The sequence below is a fragment of the Nocardioides sp. GY 10127 genome (genome assembly GCF_004919085.1).
In the GTDB taxonomy this organism is placed as follows: domain Bacteria; phylum Actinomycetota; class Actinomycetes; order Propionibacteriales; family Nocardioidaceae; genus Nocardioides.
This window is the reverse complement of sequence record NZ_STGL01000005.1, coordinates 149148-169106: the sequence shown is the minus strand read 5'-3', so window position 1 is coordinate 169106 and position 19959 is coordinate 149148. Positions and strand designations below refer to the sequence as shown.

The following is a 19959-nucleotide window of genomic DNA, read 5'->3' as shown; positions in this document are numbered from 1 at the left end:
GGCTGTTCGGGCGTTCGAGGGGCGGCCGTGGGGGCGTTCGGTCCTCGTGGCCACGAGGACCGAACGCGCGCAGTCGCCACCGGTCGGCCCTCGCACCGTCCCCATGAGGACCCAACGCCCGCCGGCCTCGCATCTGGCCAGGTCGCGGGCTGCCGTGGGGGCGTTCGGTCCTGGTCCACACGAGGACCGAACGCGGGCGGTCGGCTGCCACCGGTTCGGTCCTGGTCCACACGAGGACCGAACGCGGGCGGCCGGCTGCCACCGGCTCGGTCCTGGTCCACACGAGGACCCAACGCGGCCGGCCGGCTGTCAACGGCTCGGTCCTCGTGGACACGAGGACCCAACGTCCGCAGCCGCCACCGGTCGGCCCTCGCACCGTCCCCATGAGGACCCAACGCCCGCCGGCCTCGCATCTGGCCAGGTCGCGGGCCGCCGTGGGGGCCTTCGGTCCTGGTCCACACGAGGACCGAACGCGGGCGGTCGGCTGCCACCGGTTCGGTCCTCGTCGCCACGAGGACCGAACACCACCCAGCCACCCGCAGCACCTGTTCCGGGAGGCAGTTCGGGCGGGCAGGCGGGGGCGTCCAAGAGGCCGAGCGTGGCAGGCTGACCCGCCGCCTGAGGCGGCGTGAAGGTCTGCTGAAGATCCGGTAGGGGGGTCCGCTTTCCCTGGGGCGCGCGTCGCGCGCGCCGATGGGAGGCGCGGACGACCCCCCCGTCGTCCCCACCCGTTCCCCGCGGGTGCCCCCGGACGATGCTCGAGGAGGCGCTGGTGCGCCAGGACGCTGCCCGCTGGACCTACCGCGTCGCGGTCGTGACCCTGGTCGCCGGGACGCTCGTCATCGGCCCGATCCGGCTCGACCCGGCGAAGGTCGCCGCGCGCGCCCAGCAGGTGGCCGAGCTCGGCGTGCTCGCCGGCGCCCGCTGACCTGGGCGCTGAGCGTCCTGCCGGCGCGGCTCAGGCGTCGGCGTCCATCGCCTTCACGTACTCGCGCTTGACCGCGCGCCAGGCCTCGTCGGTCATCGTCCGCCGCCAGTAGGGCGAGCAGGACATGTCGCTGCGGGCCAGGCCCCAGGTGCCGAGCAGGTGACGACGGATCTCCCGGACCTCGTCCGCCTCGCCGTGCACGAAGGCGTGCACGCGGCCCTCCGGGCGCGCGAGCGCCGCGACGGCCGCGGGCAGCGGGGTCGGGTCCTCCGGCGTGCGGTGCACCCACGCCACGTCGGCGTCGGCACGGGTGACCAGGGCGAGCTCGTGGTCGGGGCCGTCGCAGACGAGGCGGACGACGGCGCGGGCGCCGGCCGGCAGGGACTCCAGCGCCACGGCGATCGCGGGGACGGCCGACTCGTCCCCGACGAGCAGGTGCACGTCGGCGGACGGGTCGGGCCGGTAGCCCGAGCCGGGGCCCGTCAGCACGAGGACGTCGCCGGGCCGGGCGGACGCGGCCAAGGCACCCGCGGCGCCCTCGTCGCCGTGCACCACGAAGTCGAGCGTGAGCAGCAGGGCGTCGGGGTCCCAGGCGCGGACCGTGTAGCGGCGCCGGGCCGGCTGGAGCTCGCGGGGGTGGGTCTCCTTCACCTCGGCCGGGTCGAACACGGGGCCGTAGTCGGCACCGGCCGGAGGGAGGGCGAGGTTGACGTAGGCGTCGGTGTCGGGGGTCTCGCCCGCGTCGGGCCAGAAGCCGGAGAGACCGTCCCCGCCCAGGACCACCCGCACCAGGGACGGCGTGAGCCGCTCCACGCTCGTCACCACTCCGTGCACCGCTGCCTCCTCGTCGTCCGCGTGGACGGTGCCACGCCGGCGCCACCGTAGCGGGGAGGCCCTGGCGGCCCGGGTGCCCGGGATGCCCGGGCGTGAGCGGGCCGGGGCGCCAGGGCCCTGAGCGGGCGACGGCGGGCCCGGCGAATGCGCACCCACCTGTGCGCGCGAGCACGCGCGTGCGGCAAGATGTACGCCAGCACCCGCGTGCGCTGACGAGAGGACCGCAACGATGAGCAGCGAGCACACCCCGGCCGTGGTCGAGAACAAGGCGATCATGAGCGACAAGGAGCTGCGGGAGTACCGCGAGAGCCTGGCTCACTCCTACCCGACCCCGGGCTTCTCCTCCGTCGGCGTGCACCTGGTGCTGCTGGTGTCGGTCTGGCTGATCATCGCCTCCTACACGATCTACAGCGCCGGCGAGACGGGCCACTTCAACGCCCTGTGGTCCGGGGCCCTCGTGACCGCGGTCATCCTGCCCGCCCTGTGGCTGCGCCAGGTCGGTCCGTCGGCCGTGGCCGTGGGCATCGGCGTCGTCGTGGGCCTGGCCTACATCCTGCTCGGCGCCCTCATGCCGCACGACAGCCACGTCGGCCAGGGCAGCGAGATCATCTCCGGCGTCCTCATCGTCATCGGCTTCGTGCTGAGCCTGGACACCAAGAACGGTGGCGACGCCACCAGCATCAACGCCCCCACGCACTGAGCGGGGCTGCCGGTGCCCGCACCGGCCGCTGACGCAGACGCCCCCGACCAGGTCCTGGTCGGGGGCGTTCGTGCGTCGTGGCGGAGCGGGGGCTCAGCGGCCGAAGAGCTTGCCCATGAGCCCGGTGGAGGGCTCGTTCTCGTGACCGGGGCACCGGTCGGACTTCGCGACGCCGGCCATGACCATGTCGACGTGCTGGCCGCAGCCGGCCCAGGTGGTCTTGCCGCACTTCTTGCAGGTGACTGCTCGGCACATGAGAGGTCTCCTCGGGAGGATCGTGGTGTTATGTCCGGACAAACTCTAACCCCCATGGGGGATAGTTCCAAGCCCTGGTCCGGTCCGCCGGTGCAAGGGCTCTCGCACTAGCCTGATCGGCGGCGCCGCCGGCCGGGCGGCACCGCACCCGGAGCACGAGGAGAGCGCGTGAGCGACCAGCCCGCCGACGCCGCCCAGGCGGGGGCGACCCCCGCGCAGGAGCCCGCCGGAGGCACCACGCCCCCGGAGCTGCTGTCCCTGCGCGCGAGCATCGACAACCTCGACGCGGCCCTCGTGCACCTGCTCGCCGAGCGCTTCCGCTGCACCCGGGCGGTGGGTGCGCTCAAGGCCCGGATGGACCTCCCGCCCGCCGACCCCGGTCGCGAGAAGATCCAGATCGCCCGGCTCCGTGACCTCGCGAGCGAGTCCGGTCTCGACCCGGAGTTCGCCGAGAAGTTCCTCGCGCTCATCATCGACGAGGTCATCCACCACCACCTCCACGCGCGCGAGGAGCCCCAGGCCTGACCTGCGGGACCTGCTCGGCGGCCTGATCGGCCGGGTGCGGACGCCCTCAGGTCTGCCGTGCGCCGGACGATCCTCCTGACGGACCCCCGGAGGGGACGCGGACCCACCCCGGGGTCTTGCCAGCCCCCGCATGGCGTGGGTCACACTCGTGTCCACCGGCGCTCGGGCCGCCGGTGGCGGAGGACCGGTCGGCTGAGGAGGAGCGCGTGGACGTGGCCGAGGCACGCTCCGACGAGCGCGGCGCCGGCGGCACGACGCCTCGGCGCGACGTCCCGAGCCGGCCGCGGTCCGCCCCGAGGCCGACGTCCGAGGCGGCTCCGCCCGGATCTCCCTGGGCCGGCTTCACGCCGGCGCTGCGGGCCGTGGGCGTCGTGGTCGTGTGCGTGTTCTACCTCGCGCTCGTGGTGTCCGGCGTCCTCGCGGGGCGGCAGCACGCGCACAGCGACGGCATCTGGCCGACCGCCGGGGCCGGCATCCTGCTCCTGCTGACGCTGGAGGGCCGTCGGGCGCGGGCGCTCGGCCTGGCGGGGATCGCGGTCGGCTCCCTCCTGGTGGCCACCCTGATCGACGCCGAGCCCCTGCTCTCCACCCGGGGCACCCTCAACTCCCTGCTCGTCGCGTGGCTGGGGACCTGGCTGCTCGAGCGCTGGAGGCTGACTCCCGACACCGCGAACGCGGCCGACCTCCTGGCCCGGGTGCCGTTCGTGCGCACCCTGGGCGCCCTGGGCCTCGCCTCCGTCGCGGGGGCCGTCCTCGCCACGGCCGTCACGGCGGTCACCGGTTACGAGGTCGTCCCGATCGACGTCCTCGTCTGGGCCGGGCGCAACCTGACGGCGGCCGCCTACGTCGTCATCCCCGCCATCGTGGTGGGCGACCTGCGACGTCAGGGCCGGACCTGGCGGACCGAGTTCGGCCCCCTGGGGGTCCGCGGCTGGCTGTCCTTCGCCGGTCTCTCGGCGATCGCCGTGGCCGCCTGGACGGCGAGCATGACCCGGGACGACGCGCTGGTGTTCCTCGTCCTGCCCGTGGGGACCTGGATCGCCGCCCGCTACAGCCCCATGGTCGCCGCGGCCTGGGTCGTCGCCTTCGGTGGCCTGGTCGTCACCCTCACCACCCGCTCGTTCGTGATCTTCAACGACCTGGACGTGGTCGAGCTGCGGATGCTGCTCCTCCAGCTCTTCCTGCTCACGCTGCTCACCGCCGTGTTCGCGACCTCGACCGTGACCGAGGAGAGGCGCCGGCTCGTGGCGGCGCTGCTCGAGCGGGACCGGGAGCGCTCGTCGCGGCTGGAGCTGCTCGACTCCATCACCGACTCCATCGCCGAGGCGCTCCTGGTCTTCGGGGCGGACGGGCGCCTGGTGACGGCGAACGCGACCGCCCGCAGCTGGGCGGCCCGGACCGAGGGCGGCCTCCAGGACCACTCCTCGCGCTTCGTCCTGCACCGGATGGACGGCGAGCGACTGCCGCCCGAGGAGTACCCCTCCCGCCGTGCCCTGCGCGACGGCCTCGCGCCCCCGCAGGACCTCCTCATCGACACCTCGCTCGGTCGGCTCACCGTGCAGGCCCAGGCCGTGCGGCTGCGTGAGCGGACGGCGTGGGGCGAGGAGTCCCAGGTCCTGGTGGTGCTCACCGACGTCAGCGAGGTCCGCGCCCGTGCCAAGAAGCTCTCGGGCTTCGCCGGCCGGGTCCGCGACGACCTGGCCGACCCCCTCACCGCGGCCCGCGACTGGGCCGCGCTGGCGCGCACGCATCTCGCCCCCGCGGCCGACGGGAAGCCGGTGGACGCCGCGCGCGCCGGCCGCGCCGTGGAGCGGATCGACCTCGCGCTGGTCCGGATGGGCGACCTCGTCGAGGAGCTGCTGGTCCGCACCCGGGTCGAGGCCGGGCCGGTGAAGCCGGAGCGGGTGGAGCTCGACGGCTTCCTCGGGCTCGTGCGCCAGGTCGCCGACGGCGAGGTGCCGGGCGCCCGGGTCCGCGTCGGGCAGGTGCCCGCCGTCTCGGCCGACCGGGAGATGGTGGCGGAGCTGCTGGCGCAGCTGCTGCGCTCCGCCGTCCACCGGGTGTCCGACGGCACCACGCCCGTCCTGGCCGTCTCCGGCGCGGAGGTGGCCTCCCGCGTCGTCCTCACGATCACCGACAACGGCGCGGCCCTGCCCGAGGAGTGGCACGAGCGGGTCTTCAGCCGGTTCGTCCGGCTGCCCAGCCCGGACGACTCCGACGCGGCCGGGGTGCTCGGCCTGGCGCTGGCCCGCAGCATCGTGGAGCGGCACGGTGGCTCGATCCGGGTGGAGACCCTCGACCGCGCCGAGGGCGGGGTGCCCGGCAGTCGGGTGGTGCTCGACCTGCCGGCGGCGGGCCCGGTCGACGGGCTCTGACGGGCATCCTGTCCAGGGCCCTGAACGGGGTCCGTATCCGGCCCCGAACCCGTCTCAACGGGCGATCCTGCCGTAGGTCACGGCTGGCCCCTGAAAGTCTTCGATCGGTGTGTACCAGTAGGTAACAAAATCCCGTCCTGGGCCGCTCACCCCTCCCCGGGACGGCCTTCCTGTGCGCACCGTATGAGGGTGACGACCCCCCTCCCCGCCCCCCTGCCCCCCGCGCCGGGCCCCGATGCCGGACGCCGTCGAGACCGGCGCGGCCGACGGCTCCCCGCCGCCCTGCTGTCCGCCACCGTGGCGCTCACCGGCCTGTCCGGTGCCGGACTCGTCGGCGGTCTGGAGGCCGCCGGCGCGGCCGACACCGACCTCGCCGGCGTCGCCTCCGGGTTCGCGCTGTTCGCCTTCCCGACCGGCCAGGTCGGCGGCGCGCTCAGCTGCACGGGCCTCGGGCTCGCCGTCTCCGACGACCCCTACCTCGACCGCAACGACTGCGGGTTCGTGGAGTTCAGCGCCTCGTCGCTGACGGGCGCGCCGACCGGCGTCCTCGTGGACGAGTCGGGGGACGCGTTCGCCGACGTCGACGTCGCCGCCGACACCCGCACCCCCGGCAGCTACCAGGCCGACCTGGTGCCCACGGCGGACTGGCCGGCCGGGCAGGTGACCCTGCGCGTGAGCGACGACCAGGGCGTGGTGGGCAGCTACCCGTTCTTCCTCAACGCCCTCGTCGCCGACGTGGACGCCGGGTCGGCGACCGCGCCGGGCGAGGCGTTCAGCGTGACCGGCAGCCTGGTCGCGCACGACGCGGGCGGGGCGGACGCGACCGACGTCGACGCCGCCGGCGCGTCCTTCGCGGTGGTGGTCTCCGACGCCGCGGGGGACGCGCTGTGGACCTCGGCCCCGCAGACGGCCGACGCGGCCGGGGCGTTCTCGGTGGCCGTGCCGGCCTCCGCGACCAGCGCGCTGGACCCGGGCGCCGACGAGGGCTACCGCGAGACCGTCGCGGTCGCGGTCGTCGACGCGTCCTGGACCGACACCCGGGTCCTGCGTGGCTCCGGCGGGTGGGCGGCCGGGACGGCCGGCACCGACGGTCACGTGGTGGCCGCCGAGGCGCCCGCGGACGCGGCGATCACCGTCGAGAACTCCTTCGTCTCCTCCGTCGGCTGGGTCAAGCCGCGCGAGACCTATCCGTCCCGCCTGGTGGTGCGCAACTACGGCGAGGCCGCGTCCGACGTGACGGTGACCGTGCCCTCCCCGGACGGCGCGACCTACACCTCCACCCGCGCCCCGCAGGGGACCTCCGCCTCGATCTCCGGCGGGACGGTCCACTGGACGATCCCGAGCCTGCCCGCGGCGTCCGGCACCACCCCGTCGGTGACGACGCTGGTCCTGGAGAGCCGCGCGTACACCCTCGTCCGCGACCCCGAGCTGGTGTGGAAGGACCTCTCGACCACCGCCGTCCTGCACAGCGGCACCGCGTCGAGCACCTCCACCAGCCACGGCCCCAAGGTCATCCCGCCCTCGGGCACCTACGACTCGGCGCGCTACGGCGACCGCCCGTTCCCGGTGCTGCCGGTCGACTACAGCGACCGCAAGCACCTGGCCGACAACTCCGGTGAGGAGCTGGCGGAGAAGATCAACAGCGCGGACGTCGTCGGCTCGACGTTCAACCTGTACCAGGAGATGTCGCTGGGCCAGCTGTTCCCCGAGGGCACGGTGCCGTCCGCCGGCGTGGCCACGGCGGGCTTCGGCGACGCCGACTACCCGTTCACCACGCTCGACCCCGCCGGCACCTGCACCGGCTTCACCTACGCCGACCTCGGCGACTCCGTCTACGGCTCGGCGCTCTACCCCGACCGCGTGGAGGACGGCTTCTACCAGCTGCCCGGCACCACCGGGTACTACGGCTCCGACAAGTTCGGCTCCGCGGTCGTCGCCTCCCTGGCCGGCGTCGGCGCCCTGATGGACATCGACTCCGGCTGCGGCTCGACCGGCAAGCTCGTCCTGGACGCCGCGGCCATCGCCGACCCCGACATCGACTACAACGACTACGACACCGACAAGGACGGCGTCGTCGACTTCCTCATGGTCGTGTTCGCCGGCTGCGGCGGAAACGGCGCCAGCCAGCTCGGCGCCTGCACCGACGACCCGCAGGACGCGCTGCCCTACGACAACGTGTGGCCCCACTCGTCCTCGCTCGAGTACAGCTACACCGACCCCGAGACCGGCCTGCCCGGCTTCGCCACCGACGACCAGCTCACCGACCTCGAGGGCAACCCGCTCTTCTGGACCGACGACACGTGGACGACGCAGACCACCGAGGACACCGGCCTGCCGGTGCACGTGCGGATCGGCCCGTACAACGTGAACCCGGAGACCGCCATCGACAAGGCGTCCGTGATCTCCCACGAGTACGGCCACAGCCTCGGCCTGCCGGACTTCTACTCCATCAGCTCCGACGGCCGCGAGACCTACGGCGACTGGACGCTGATGGCCACCGACAAGTCCCAGGACATCGACGCCTACGGGCGCCAGGAGCTGGGCTGGGTCGTGCCCTCCGTGCTGGACGCCAGCACCACCGTGCGCGGCATGACCGACTCCAAGCAGGACACCCACACGATCACGTGGCGGACCCGCGACGGGGAGCCGTACACGCTCACCGGCGCCGGGGTGCACAACTCGGAGATGTACGTGGCCAAGCTGCCCGGCCGCCGGCTGATCAGCGACGACGACTTCGCCACCGGCGAGGGCGCTTCGGCCACCCACGCCTGGTACTCGGGCTCGGGCAACGAGTTCGGCTGCGTCCCCGACGCGTCGGGGCACAACCTCGACGTGGTGGTCCCCGGTCTGGCCGACCTGCCCGAGGGCAGCACCGTCGAGGCGTCCTTCAAGTCGTCCTTCGACATCGAGTGGAACTACGACTACGGCTACGTCATGACCACCACGGACGGGGGCGCGACCTACACCTCGCACGCCTCGCAGGAGGGGACGACGAGCACCACGAACGCCCAGGCGATCGGCTGCCAGACGACCTACTCCAACGGCATCACGGGCAGCTCCGGCTCGTACGCCGCGGGCACCGAGCTGCTGGACAGCACGCTCGACTCCTACCCGGACCCCGAGTGGATCACCGACTCCTACGACGTCTCCGACCTCGCCGGCGTCGAGGGCGGCACGCTCCGGTTCGCCTACGTCACGGACGCCGGCCTGGCCCGTCCGGGCTGGTTCATCGACGACCTCTCGGTGGTCGCCACCCTGCCCGACGGCAGCAGCCGGACGCTCCTGACGACCGACCTGGAGAGCGACGGCGGCCCGGACGACTACCGGTTCTTCAACGGCGGCTGCAAGAGCGACCTGGCCGTCTCCTCCACCTGCTCGGCCGGCTGGTCCTACGTCGACTCCACCGCGGAGGCCAGCGCCGACCACGCCTACTACCTGGAGATGCGCGACCGCTCCGGGTTCGACGCCGACAGCCACGGGGAGAACGACCGCGACGCCCTGGGCTTCGCCGCCGGTCTCTACCTCTCCTACACCGACGAGAGCCACGGCTACGGCAACGTCGGCACCGACGGGGCGCCCGCGCAGTCGCCGCTGGACTCCCAGCCGGTGGCCGGCGACATCACGCCGGACCTGGACGACGCGGCCTTCACGGCGGCGGTCGGCGACTCGTCCTTCTCCGACGACCCGGCCGACCCGTGGGTGGACAACTACACCGACCCCACCAGCGCCTCCGGGAACTGGGAGTTCGGGTACGGCTGCCTCGCCCTCGACGTGCTCGACATGAGCGGCGAGGGGGTCGGCCCCACGACGTCCGACGGCGACCTCACCGGCGACGTGCGCTTCACCCTGGGCGACGGGTGCGGCACCTTCGACTACGGCTACGGCGACGTCGAGCTGCCCACCAACACCCCGCCGACGGCCTCGGCCGCCGTCGACCCCGGCACCGGCACGACGTCCACCTCCTTCACGTTCACCGGCACCGGTGACGACGAGGAGACCCCGGACGACCTCACGTACACGTGGGACTTCGACGACGCCGACGGGATCAGCAAGGACGCCGAGGGTGCCGAGGTGACGCACACCTACCCCGCCGCCGGCACCTTCACCGCGACCCTCACCGTCACGGACCCCGACGGGGCGAGCGCCACCGACACCGTGGACGTCGTGGTGACGGGTGGCTCCGGGACGCCGTCGGGCGACCCGACGGCGACGGTGACGGCCACCGCCACCGCCACGGCCACCGCGACGGCCACGGCCACCGCGACGGCGACGGCGACGGCGACGGCGACGACGACCGCCACGGCGACGACGACCGCGACCTCCACGGCGACGGTGACGTCCACCGGCTCCCCGGACCCGACGGACTCGGTGGAGCCGAACACCAACACCCCGCCCACCGCCCGGATCGGGGCGCGCGGCTGGGTGGTGCTCAAGGGCCACCGGCTGACCCTGCGGGGCACGGGCTCGACCGACGCGGAGGACCCGGACGGCCTCACCTACGCCTGGGACCTGGGCGACGGCGGGACCAGGCAGGACGCCACCGGCTCCGTGGTCAAGTCCCGCTGGCGCACGCCCGGCTCGCACCTGGTGCGGCTGACGGTGACCGACCCCGACGGGGAGTCGAGCACCGCGACGGCCCGGGTCCTCGTCCGTGACCTGGCCCAGTGCGGCACCGACCGGACGACCCGGCGCGGCGGCTGGAAGCAGGTCCAGGCGCGCGGGGCCGACGGCGGCACGTACTGCGCCACCACGTCCTCGCGGGGCACGGGCAGGACGCTGACCAGCCGGTTCAGCGGCGGCGACCTCGTGCTGGCCACCGGCCGCAGCGCGAGCGGCGGGCGCGCCGCCGTCCTGGTGGACGGGGACCGGGTCGGGACCGTGTCCTTCGCCGGGCCCGGCAAGGCGGTGCGGTTCGGCTCGACCCGGACCTTCACCGGCCTGGGCCGGGGACGCCACACCGTGGTGATCCGGATGGTGACGGGCCGCGGGTTCGTGGACTACGTCGCCTGGTGAGGCGGGTCGGCTGACCAGAAGGCGCCCCAGCCCGGCCGCTCTCCCTCGGGAGGGCGGCCGGGCTGTGCGTGCGGGTGCCGGCCCTGCTGCGGCGGTGGCCGCGGGCCGGGCGTCACCCCGGCCACCGGGCGTCGTTGAACGAGTGTCAACACGCCGTCCTCGGGAGGTCCCGTGCGCTCGATCCGTCCCCGTCCCCTGCTCGCGCTCGTGTCGACCGCGCTGGCCTCGGCCGCCGCCGGGCTGGCGCTGCTCGCGCCCCTCGGCCCGGCGCCGGCGTCCGCGGCGGACGTGGACCCGCTGCGCTACGTCGCGCTCGGGGACTCCTACTCGGCCGCCACCGGCGTCCTGCCCCTCGACCCGACGGCGCCGCCGGAGTGCCTGCGCTCGCTGCGCAACTACCCGCACGTGCTCGCGGGGCAGCTCGACGCCGACCTGGTCGACGTCTCGTGCGGGGCGGCCGAGACCTCGCACTTCACCGCGTCGCAGTACCCCGGCGTCGCGCCGCAGCTCGACGCGCTCACCGCCGTCGAGGGCGTCGACCTGGTCACCATGACGATCGGCGGCAACGACTCGAACGTGTTCGTGGGGGCGATCGCGTCCTGCGGCGCCGCGGGCCTCTCGACCGCCGGCACCGGCAGCCCCTGCAAGGACAGGTACGGCAACGAGTTCGTGCGGACGATCCGGCGGGTCACCTACCCGAGCCTCGTCCACGCGCTCACGGACGTGCAGGCGGCGGCGCCCGACGCGCAGGTCGCGATCATCGGCTACCCGTGGATCATGCCGCGCACCGGCGGCTGCTTCCCGCAGATGCCGGTCGCCGAGGGCGACGTGCCGTACCTGCGCACCCTCCAGCGCGTCCTCAACGACGCCGTGTCGCGCGCGGCCGCGGCGACCGGGGCGACCTTCGTCGACATGGGCGTGATCTCCGACGGCCACGACGCCTGCCAGCCGGTCGGGACCCGCTGGGTCGAGCCGGTCGTCCTCGGGACCAACCCCGTCATCGTCCACCCGAACGCGACCGGTGAGCGGAAGATGGCCAACCAGGCCCGCCGGACCCTCGGCCTCTCCTGAGGCTGCTCGCCCCCGCGGACGTCATACGGGGCGGACGCACACTCCCTCAGACGCACGACGTCCCGCCACCGCCGGCGCGAGGGCCGGCCGTGACGGGACGTCGTCAGGCGGAGCGGTGGGGCTCAGGCAGCAGCCGCGGCGGGCCGCACGAGGGCACGGCTGGCGACGGCCAGGACGAGCGCGAGCAGGCCCACGAGGCTGACGGCCAGGCCGGTGCCGCCGGCGGCCGCGGCGAGCGCGAGCACCAGCAGCGGGCAGACGAACTCACCGAGGAAGAGGGCGGCGGTCCACAGGCCCGTGCCGCGGCCGCGCTCGACGAACGAGAGACCGGAGATCGCCCAGGTGATGAGGGTCGGCAGCAGCAGGCCGGTGCCGGCGCTGGCGACCACGGCGGCCACGGCGGCGAGCGGGACGGACGGGGCCAGGCCGAGGCCCGCGAGACCGATACCCGCGAGGCCCAGCGCCACGGGCAGCAGGACGCGGGTGCCGCGACGCGACTGCCGGCCGAAGGACGCCGCACCGATCGCGGTCGCGAGCGAGGCCAGCGCCGCGAGGGCGCCGATGGTGGAGGTCGCGTCGACCCCGAGGCCGTCGAGGACGTAGGGCAGCTCCACGATCGGGGTGTAGAAGACGATGCCGCCGAAGAAGGTGACGGCCACCGGCACGCGCAGCTTCGCCCACGGGATCGGCGGGAGGGCGGCCTCCGGGGTGGTCGCCTCGGGCTCGCGAGCGGGGTGCTTGGGGTCGCTCCCGTCGGCGGGCCGGACCTTGGGCAGCATCGCCAGCGTGAGCACGGCGAAGATCAGGCTGGAGGCGTAGAGCCAGAACGGGGCGCGCCAGCTGATGGAGCCCAGGCCGCCGCCGAGGCCGAAGAAGACGGTCGCCGCGAGCGCGGTGGTGACGGTCTGGAGCCCGAGCCAGCGGTCGCGGTCGGCACCGGCGAAGTAGTCGGCGATGAGCGTGGTGCAGCAGGTCATGATCGCGGCCTCGGTGAGGCCCACGCCCGCGCGGGAGAGGACGATGGCCGGCAGCGGCTCGAGCACGAGGGGGGCCATGCCGAGCACCGCGTAGGCCAGCAGGGCGCCGACGAGCAGGCGCAGCCGTCCGAACCGGTCGACGATGCGGCCGGCGAACGGCGCCGTGAGGCCGATCATGAGCGCCGGGACCGTGAGGGTGATCGGCACGAGGGCGTCCGCCCCCGGGGTGTCGGCGAAGTGGTCCTGCATGGCCGGGAGGACGGGGGCGAGCAGCACCGCGCCGAGCACCGGCAGGCAGCTGATCGCCATGAGCAGCGCGCCGTGGCGGTGGCCCGCGGGTCGGGTGCCGGGCGTGGCCGCGGCAGCGCCTGCCTCGGAGGCGGGACGGGTGGTGGACATGAGTGGCCCCTTCGGGAGAGTGCGTCGATGGGTGCCGGGCGGACGTCCTCCTCGAGAGCGGGGCGAAGGTCCCCGTCGGACGTGACCCGGGTCACGTGGAGACAGGGTGGTGGCGCGAGGCGCCCGCGCGCCAATGGATCTCGTTAGGGGCGGGTATCGACGGTGTCGATAGTCGGCGGGTGGGAGCGCTGCTGGTCGGTGACGGTGCGGCCCGCCTCCTGCAGCTGCGAGCGCAGCCAGGCGTGGGCCGGGTCGGCGCGGTGGCTCGGGTGCCACCACAGGGACTCGGTCAGCGGCACGGGGTCCCACGGGCACGGCACCAGGCGGACGGGGGCGGCGTGCTGCAGCGTCCGCGCCAGGGTCGAGGGGAGGACGGCGACGTGGTCGGTGCCCGCCACGAGGAACGGCAGCGCGAGGAACGAGTCGGCGACCACGCGGACGTCCACCTCGACGCCGATCATCTGGAGCTGCCGCTCGACGGTCACCACCGCCGTCCGCTCGTGGTAGGTGGTCACCCAGGGCAGCCGGCCCAGGTCGTCCAGCGTGAGCCCGCCCTCGGGCACCGGGTGGTGCGCGTCGACGACCAGCGTCCACCCGTCCTCGTAGAGGGGCAGGTTGGGCAGCTCGGCGAGGAAGCCGGGGGGCACGACGATGCCGTCGACGCCGCGCAGCGCCTCGAAGGCGTGGTCGACGGTCGCCGCGTTGTTCGGGCGGAAGCGCAGTCGGGCGCCCGGTGCCCGCGTGGAGACGAGGCTGGTGAGCGGTCCGCCGAGCATCGCCAGGGCGTAGTCGCTGAGGTGGAGGGTGAACTCGCGCTCGGTGGTGGTGGGGTCGAAGGCGGGGGTGGTGTCGAAGACCCGCTGGACGCCGAACACCGCGCTGCCCACGCGCGGGACCAGCTGCTCGGCGAGCGGCGTGAGCTCGTAGCGGTTGCCGGTCCGGTGGAGCAGCTCGTCGCCGAAGTGCCGGCGCAGCCGTGCCAGGGAGGCCGAGACGGCCGGCTGGCTCAGGCCCAGGCGGGCGGCCGCGCGCGTCACGTTGCGCTCGGCGAGCAGCGCCTCGAGGGCGAGCAGCAGGTTGAGGTCGAGGTTCGTCAGCGCGGTGGTGGCCACGGGGCCAAGCATGGACGAAGGTATCGACGCTGTCGATGGTGTCGATTGGAGATTGTGGGTTCCGTGATGGCTTCTGGTCCTTCACAGTGGGCCAGGTCACAGGCTCTCGGCCCGTCCCGACCCTGTCGTTCGTCACCGTTCCTCGTCCCCGGAGGTCCCCATGTCCGCCGTCCGTTCCGTCCTCGTCGTGGGAGCCGGTGCCGCCGGTGCCGCCACCGCGATCCTGCTCGCCGAGGGTGGGGTCTCGGTCGACCTCGTCGAGGCGAAGGCCGACGTCTCGGCCCTCGGCTCGGGCATCACCATCCAGGGCAACGCCCTGCGCGTGCTGCGCGACCTCGGCGTCTGGGAGGCCTGCGGCGAGCTGGGCTACTCCTTCGACAGCCTCGGCATCCGCGCCCCCGACCCGGCCGGCACGCTGGTCGCCGAGCTCGAGGAGATCCGCACCGGCGGGCCCGACCTGCCCGCGACGATGGGCATGTACCGCCCCGACCTGGCCCGCATCCTGGTCGACCGCGCGGTCGAGGCCGGCGCCAAGCTGCGCCTGGGCACGACGTTCACCACGATCAGCCAGGACGAGGACGGCGTGCACGTCGAGTTCTCCGACGGCTCCTCGGGCCGCTACGACCTGCTGGTCGGCGCCGACGGCATCCGCTCCGCGGTCCGCTCCGCCCTCGGCGTCGAGCTGGAGACGCGTGCGACCGGCATGGGCATCTGGCGCGTCTTCGCCCCGCGCCCCGCCTCGGTCACCCGCACCGACCTCGTCTACGGCGGCCGCTGCTACATCGCCGGCTACTGCCCCACCGGCGAGGACTCCCTCTACGCCTACGTCGTCGAGGACGCGCAGGACCGCTCCGGCCTCTCCCCCGAGGAGGGCCTGGAGGTCATGCGCGAGCTCGCCTCGAGCTACCACGGCCCGTGGGACGACATCCGCGAGGTCATGACCGACGCCTCCCGGGTCAACTACACCTGGTTCGAGACCCACGTGCTCCCCGAGCCGTGGAACCGCGGCCGCGCCGTCCTCATCGGCGACGCCGCGCACACCTGCCCGCCCACCATCGCCCAGGGTGCCGCCCAGGCGCTCGAGGACGCCGTGGTCCTGGCCGAGCTGCTGCTCGACCGCGACGAGGTGGACGACGCCCTGTGGTCGGCCTTCCACGCCCGCCGCCTCCCGCGTGCGGCCGAGGTGGTGGCCGCCTCCGTCCAGCTGGGCGACTGGCTGCTCGCGCACGAGCGCGGCGACGTCCCCGGCCTCATGGGCCGCATCTCGGCGCTGCTCGCCGAGCGTCCCTGAGCCTCTCCCGCCGACCCCTGACCCGCTGACCTTCCCCAGGAGCACGCCGTGACCGACATGATCAACGCGCCCACCGACGAGCTGGGCCGACGCCTCGTCACCCACCTGCGCCACGTGGACCTCGCCGTCCCCGACTACGACAAGCAGCTCGAGTTCTACACGACCATGTGGGGCCTGGACCCCGAGACGACCGACGAGGGCATCGCCTTCCTCGCCGCCGCCGGCAGCCCCGAGCAGTACTCGGTGCGGCTGCGCAAGGCCGACGAGAAGCGCCTCGACCTCATCTCCTTCGGCGTCGCGTGCGCCGAGGACGTCGACGAGATGGCCGAGCGCCTCGGCCGCGACGGCGTCCAGCTCGTCGGCGAGCCCGACAAGCTGCAGACGCCCGGCGGCGGCTACGGCTTCCGGTTCTTCGACGTGGACGGCCGGACGATCGAGATCTCCTCCGACGTCGCCGTGCGGCAGCACCGCAAGGTCGAGGAGGGCGAGTCGGTGCCGGTGAAGCTCTCCCACGTCGTGGTGAACTCCCCGAACCCCGAGGCCACCGTCGCCTTCTACGAGAAGCACCTGCGCTTCGCGCTCTCGGACACGCTCTCCTCCCCGCACATGGGCGAGGTCATGTGGTTCATGCGCACCAACCCGCAGCACCACTCGATGGCGATCGCGCGCGGCCCGCACGTCGCGCTGCACCACGCGTCCTTCGAGATGCGCGGCATCGACGAGTACATGCGCGGCTCCGGCCGGCTCATGCGCGCGGGCGTGCAGAAGATCTGGGGCCCCGGCCGTCACATGGCGGGCAACAACACCTTCACCTACTTCCTCGACCCGCACGGCAACACGCTCGAGTACACGACCGAGCTCGAGCTGCTCGACGAGGACACCTGGCACCCGCACGTCTACGACTTCTCCAACCCCGAGGTCACCGACCAGTGGGGCACCGCCAACCCGATGAACGAGCTCGTCGCCCGCGAGTCGTTCAACGACCCGGACCGCGGCGTCTTCGTCGCCCCGCCGGTCTGAGGCGGCGCCCGGTGCGACTCGCCACCGCGCTCGACGGCGTCGACGACCTGCTCGTCGGCGTCGTCGAGGACGACCACCTCCACCCGTTCGAGGCGGGCACGACCATGCGCGACGTGGTCGCCGCCGGTCTGCCCGCGGCCCGCCGGCTCGCCGAGGCCGCGCTGGCCCGGCCCGGCGTCCCGCTCTCGACCCTCCGGCTCCAGGTGCCGTTGGAGCCGGCCTCGGTGCGTGACTTCGTGGCCTTCGAGGAGCACGTCGAGGGCGTGCGCCGCTCGATCGAGGGGACGGGGGGCGTGCCGGACGCCTGGTACGACGCGCCGACCTTCTACTTCACCAACCCGCACCGGCTCCTCGGCCCGGACGAGGCGGTGCCGTTCCCGGCGGCCAGCCGCGCGCGCGACCTCGAGCTCGAGGTGGCGGTCGTGGTGACCGGCGAGGGGACGTCGCTGAGCGTCGAGGAGGCCGCGGACCACGTCTTCGGCTTCCTCGTGATGAACGACTGGTCCGCGCGCGACCTGCAGGGCCGCGAGATGCAGGTCGGCCTGGGCCCCGCCAAGGGCAAGGACTTCGCCACCAGCCTCGGCCCGTGGATCGTCACGCCGGACGAGGTGGCCGACCGCCGCGACGCCGACGGGTTCCTCGAGCTCGTGGGCACCGTCGAGATCAACGGCGTGGAGGTCGGTCGCGACCTGCTCGCCAACTGCGGCTGGAGCTTCGAGGCGATGATCGCCTACGCCTCCCGCGACTCCCGCGTGGTGAGCGGGGACGTCCTCGGCTCCGGCACGTTCGGCCACGGCGGCTGCCTGGCCGAGCTGTGGGGCCTCGCGGGGCGGCAGGACCCGCCGCCGCTGGTCGACGGGGACGTCGTCACCCTCACCGTCGAGCGGCTGGGCTCGCTCACGGCGACGATCGCCTCCGCCCCCGAGCCGCCGCCGCTGCCCGCGTTCCGGCCCTCCGAGCGGCACCGGGCCCCTGCCCAGCCGGCCGCCGGCTGAGCCCACCCCCGACCCACCACCCCTGAGCCGCACCACCGCACGAGAGAGAGCGCACGATGTTCGAGTACTTCCCCGGCAACTACGTCTGGAACCTGGGGGTCGTCGCCACCCTGAACTCCGGTGGCACGATCGACGAGGTCGACCGCGCCTGCCGGCCGCTCAAGGAGCTCGCCGCCCAGGGCTCGGACGTCGGCACCAAGGACTTCATGGCCGCCTGGCGCGCCGTCGCCGACCAGCTGGAGGAGCAGGCGGTCGAGGCCGAGAAGGCCGGTCACCGCCGCACCGCCGGGCAGAAGTTCTTCCGCGCGAGCGTCTACGTCTCCCAGGCCGAGCGCATGCAGTCCGCCAAGGACCTCTCGCGCAACGACGAGTACCAGCGCAGCGTCGACCTGCTCGTGCGCAGCTTCGAGCTGCTCGACCAGCCCACCACGAAGGTCGAGATCCCCTACCTGGCGGGGCCCGCCGACGGCCAGCCCGAGGGCACGCTCACGAGCCTGCCGGCCTACTTCCACAACGCGTCCGTGGCCGGTGAGCCGACCCCGGTGATGATCGTGTGGAACGGCCTGGACTCCACCAAGGAGATGATGATCGGCTCCGGCATCCACACCGAGCTCGCCGCCCGCGGCATCTCCGCGCTCATGGTCGACTGCCCCGGCGCCGGCGAGGCCCTGCGCCTGCGCGGGCTCACCGCTCGCGTGGACACCGAGGCCTGGGCCGCGGCGTGCGTGGACTGGCTGGAGAAGCGCGAGGACGTGCAGGCCGACCGGATCGGCGTCGTCGGCTGGTCGCTCGGCGGCTACTACGCCCCGCGCGCCGCCGCCTTCGAGAAGCGGCTCGCGCTGTGCGTGGCGTGGGGCGCCAACCAGGACTGGGGCGCGGTGCAGAAGCGCCGCCTCGACCGCGAGGGCGAGAACCCCGTGCCGCACTACTGGGACCACGTCCTGTGGGTGTGGGGCGAGACCGACCTCGACACCTTCATCACCAAGTCCGAGGCCGTGAACCTCGAGGGCGTCATGGAGCAGATCACCTGCCCGGTCCTCGTCGCCCACGGCGAGAACGACCGCCAGATCCCGCTGGCCCTCGCGCACCGCCAGTACGAGCAGGCCGTGAACAGCCCCAAGCGCGAGCTGCGGGTGTTCACCCCCGCGGAGGGCGCGACCGAGCACATCGGCCTCGACCACTTCCCCCACGTCGTCACCTACATCGCCGACTGGGTGGCCGACACGTTCGCCGAGCTGGGCTCGGGCGCGCTGGGCTCCGGGGCGCAGGCGTGAGCGTGCTGGACGAGCCGACGCTCGCCCGCCCCGACGAGTTCCCCTACGACCGCTCGGACCCGGCGGGCGCGATCGCCCAGGTCGCCGAGCAGGTGCGCAACTGGGGGCGCTGGGGCGAGGACGACCGCGTCGGCACCCTCAACCTGATCACGCCCGAGCGGCGGGCGGCCGCGGCCGGCCTCGTGCGCACGGGCGAGTCGATCTCGCTGTCCATGTCGTTCGACATGGACGGCCCGCAGACCGGCTGGCGTCGCCGGACCAACCCCGTGCACACGATGCTCGACACCGGGACCGACGCGGTCACCGGCATCCAGGGCTTCCCGCACGGGATCGGCGGGGCGGACGACGTCATCGCCATGCCGCTCCAGTGCGCCACGCAGTGGGACGGCCTCGGGCACATCTTCGACCGGGGCATGGCCTGGAACGGCCGGCCGGCCGAGTCCGTGGTCACGTCCCTCGGCGACCTGGTGACCGGGATCGAGCACACCGCCGACCTGATCGCCGGGCGCGGCGTCCTGCTGGACGTCGGCCGGGTGGTCGGCGAGGCGGCGGAGGGTGCTGAGGGTGCCGAGGGTGCCGTCGGCGAGCTGCCGGACGCGTTCGCCATCACCCCGGCCCACCTGGAGGCCACCGCGAAGGCGCAGGGCGTGGAGATCCAGCCGGGCGACCTGCTGCTCGTGCGGACCGGCCAGATGGCGCGGGCCCGTCGGTCGGTCGCGGCCGGCCAGGGCTGGAGCGGCTACGCCGGGGGCGCGGCCCCCGGGCTGTCGTTCACCACCGCGGGGTGGCTGCACGCCCACGACGTGGCCGCGGTCGCCACCGACACCTGGGGCTTCGAGGTGCGCCCCAACGAGTTCGACGAGGCGTTCCAGCCGCTGCACCAGGTGTGCATCCCGAACATGGGCCTCACCATCGGCGAGATGTGGGACCTCGACGCCCTCTCGGCCGCCTGTGCCGCCGACGGCCGGTGGGAGTTCCTGCTCGTCGCCGGCGCGCTGCGCGTGACCGGCGCCGTCGGTGCCCCGCTGAACCCGATCGCGCTGCGCTGAGGGGCTCCGCCGCCGGCCCGGGCGTGCGGCCGGGACGTCATACGGGGCGGACGTCCAGTCCCTCAGACGTATGACGTCAGCGGCGGGCCCACCGGGACGTCATACGGGGCGGACGTCCAGTCCCTCAGACGTATGACGTCC

The 19959-nt window shown here is 74.0% G+C and carries 15 protein-coding genes; 11 read left to right on the top strand and 4 right to left on the bottom strand.

All coding sequences use genetic code 11. The annotated features are described in order from the left end of the window. The first annotated feature begins 772 nt into the window (after positions 1-772). Entirely contained in the window at positions 773-928 is a 156-nt protein-coding gene (locus tag E8D37_RS19795; protein ID WP_168929677.1) for a hypothetical protein, read from the top strand. A 30-nt stretch (positions 929-958) separates the two neighbouring features. Here the strand turns inward: E8D37_RS19795 and E8D37_RS07995 are convergent, their stop codons facing one another. Further along, positions 959-1762, bottom strand: a complete 804-nt coding sequence (locus E8D37_RS07995; protein WP_240770276.1) for a siderophore-interacting protein — start codon at positions 1760-1762, stop codon at positions 959-961. A gap of 229 nt (positions 1763-1991) precedes the next feature. Here E8D37_RS07995 and E8D37_RS07990 point away from each other — a divergent pair, with 229 nt between their 5' ends. Beyond that, complete coding sequence (locus E8D37_RS07990) at positions 1992-2462, top strand: hypothetical protein (protein ID WP_136569246.1); 471 nt, start codon at positions 1992-1994, stop codon at positions 2460-2462. 93 nt (positions 2463-2555) lie between these two features. On the opposite strand, the gene E8D37_RS07985 is transcribed toward E8D37_RS07990, so the two are convergent. Further along, the gene (locus tag E8D37_RS07985; protein WP_136569245.1) at positions 2556-2717 is read right to left on the bottom strand and encodes a hypothetical protein; all 162 of its coding nucleotides are present in this window, start codon (positions 2715-2717) and stop codon (positions 2556-2558) included. Positions 2718-2966: 249 nt separating this feature from the next. Here E8D37_RS07985 and E8D37_RS07980 point away from each other — a divergent pair, with 249 nt between their 5' ends. The 4 genes from E8D37_RS07980 to E8D37_RS07965 all read left to right on the top strand — a co-directional run bounded on the left by E8D37_RS07980 (position 2967) and on the right by E8D37_RS07965 (position 11701). Further along, a complete protein-coding gene (locus E8D37_RS07980) occupies positions 2967-3242 on the top strand; it encodes a chorismate mutase (protein WP_136569599.1) in 276 nt (91 codons plus the stop codon). Positions 3243-3448: 206 nt separating this feature from the next. Next, on the top strand, positions 3449-5617 hold the full coding sequence (locus tag E8D37_RS07975; RefSeq protein ID WP_168929676.1) for an ATP-binding protein: 2169 nt from the start codon (positions 3449-3451) through the stop codon (positions 5615-5617). A gap of 189 nt (positions 5618-5806) precedes the next feature. Further along, positions 5807-10630, top strand: a complete 4824-nt coding sequence (locus tag E8D37_RS07970) for a PKD domain-containing protein (protein ID WP_136569243.1) — start codon at positions 5807-5809, stop codon at positions 10628-10630. A gap of 171 nt (positions 10631-10801) precedes the next feature. Beyond that, positions 10802-11701 carry an SGNH/GDSL hydrolase family protein gene (locus E8D37_RS07965; RefSeq protein ID WP_240770275.1) on the top strand — a complete coding sequence of 300 codons (900 nt, stop codon included), beginning with the start codon at positions 10802-10804 and terminating at the stop codon, positions 11699-11701. A 122-nt stretch (positions 11702-11823) separates the two neighbouring features. On the opposite strand, the gene E8D37_RS07960 is transcribed toward E8D37_RS07965, so the two are convergent. Both E8D37_RS07960 and E8D37_RS07955 read right to left on the bottom strand, forming a co-directional pair. Further along, positions 11824-13077, bottom strand: a complete 1254-nt coding sequence (locus tag E8D37_RS07960) for an MFS transporter (RefSeq protein ID WP_136569242.1) — start codon at positions 13075-13077, stop codon at positions 11824-11826. 143 nt (positions 13078-13220) lie between these two features. Then, complete coding sequence (locus E8D37_RS07955) at positions 13221-14189, bottom strand: LysR family transcriptional regulator (RefSeq protein ID WP_240770274.1); 969 nt, start codon at positions 14187-14189, stop codon at positions 13221-13223. 160 nt (positions 14190-14349) lie between these two features. Between E8D37_RS07955 and E8D37_RS07950 the strand changes: the two genes are divergently transcribed. From E8D37_RS07950 to E8D37_RS07930, 5 genes are read left to right on the top strand one after another with little or no spacing between them, the layout of a single operon-like run. Beyond that, positions 14350-15480: an FAD-dependent monooxygenase gene (locus E8D37_RS07950; protein WP_136569240.1), complete on the top strand. Its 1131-nt coding sequence runs from the start codon at positions 14350-14352 to the stop codon at positions 15478-15480. Between the two features lie 57 nt (positions 15481-15537). Next, positions 15538-16500, top strand: coding sequence for a VOC family protein (locus E8D37_RS07945; RefSeq protein WP_136569597.1), 963 nt, complete (start codon positions 15538-15540; stop codon positions 16498-16500). Positions 16501-16511: 11 nt separating this feature from the next. Then, a complete protein-coding gene (locus E8D37_RS07940; RefSeq protein ID WP_206055641.1) occupies positions 16512-17495 on the top strand; it encodes a fumarylacetoacetate hydrolase family protein in 984 nt (327 codons plus the stop codon). 56 nt (positions 17496-17551) lie between these two features. Next, positions 17552-18769 carry an alpha/beta fold hydrolase gene (locus E8D37_RS07935; protein WP_136569239.1) on the top strand — a complete coding sequence of 406 codons (1218 nt, stop codon included), beginning with the start codon at positions 17552-17554 and terminating at the stop codon, positions 18767-18769. After that, positions 18766-19818, top strand: a complete 1053-nt coding sequence (locus tag E8D37_RS07930; protein WP_240770273.1) for a cyclase family protein — start codon at positions 18766-18768, stop codon at positions 19816-19818. Before E8D37_RS07935 ends, E8D37_RS07930 begins: the two co-directional genes overlap by 4 nt. The last annotated feature ends 141 nt before the right edge of the window (positions 19819-19959 follow it).

Bases quoted from the DNA above. Each gene is read 5' to 3' on its own strand.
- E8D37_RS07945 (WP_136569597.1), top strand. From the start codon at position 15,538: ATGATCAACGCGCCCACCGACGAGCTGGGCCGACGCCTCGTCACCCAC.
- E8D37_RS07990 (WP_136569246.1), top strand. From the start codon at position 1,992: ATGAGCAGCGAGCACACCCCGGCCGTGGTCGAGAACAAGGCGATCATG.
- E8D37_RS07950 (WP_136569240.1), top strand. From the start codon at position 14,350: ATGTCCGCCGTCCGTTCCGTCCTCGTCGTGGGAGCCGGTGCCGCCGGT.
- E8D37_RS07935 (WP_136569239.1), top strand. From the start codon at position 17,552: ATGTTCGAGTACTTCCCCGGCAACTACGTCTGGAACCTGGGGGTCGTC.
- E8D37_RS07985 (WP_136569245.1), bottom strand. From the start codon at position 2,717: ATGTGCCGAGCAGTCACCTGCAAGAAGTGCGGCAAGACCACCTGGGCC.
- E8D37_RS07960 (WP_136569242.1), bottom strand. From the start codon at position 13,077: ATGTCCACCACCCGTCCCGCCTCCGAGGCAGGCGCTGCCGCGGCCACG.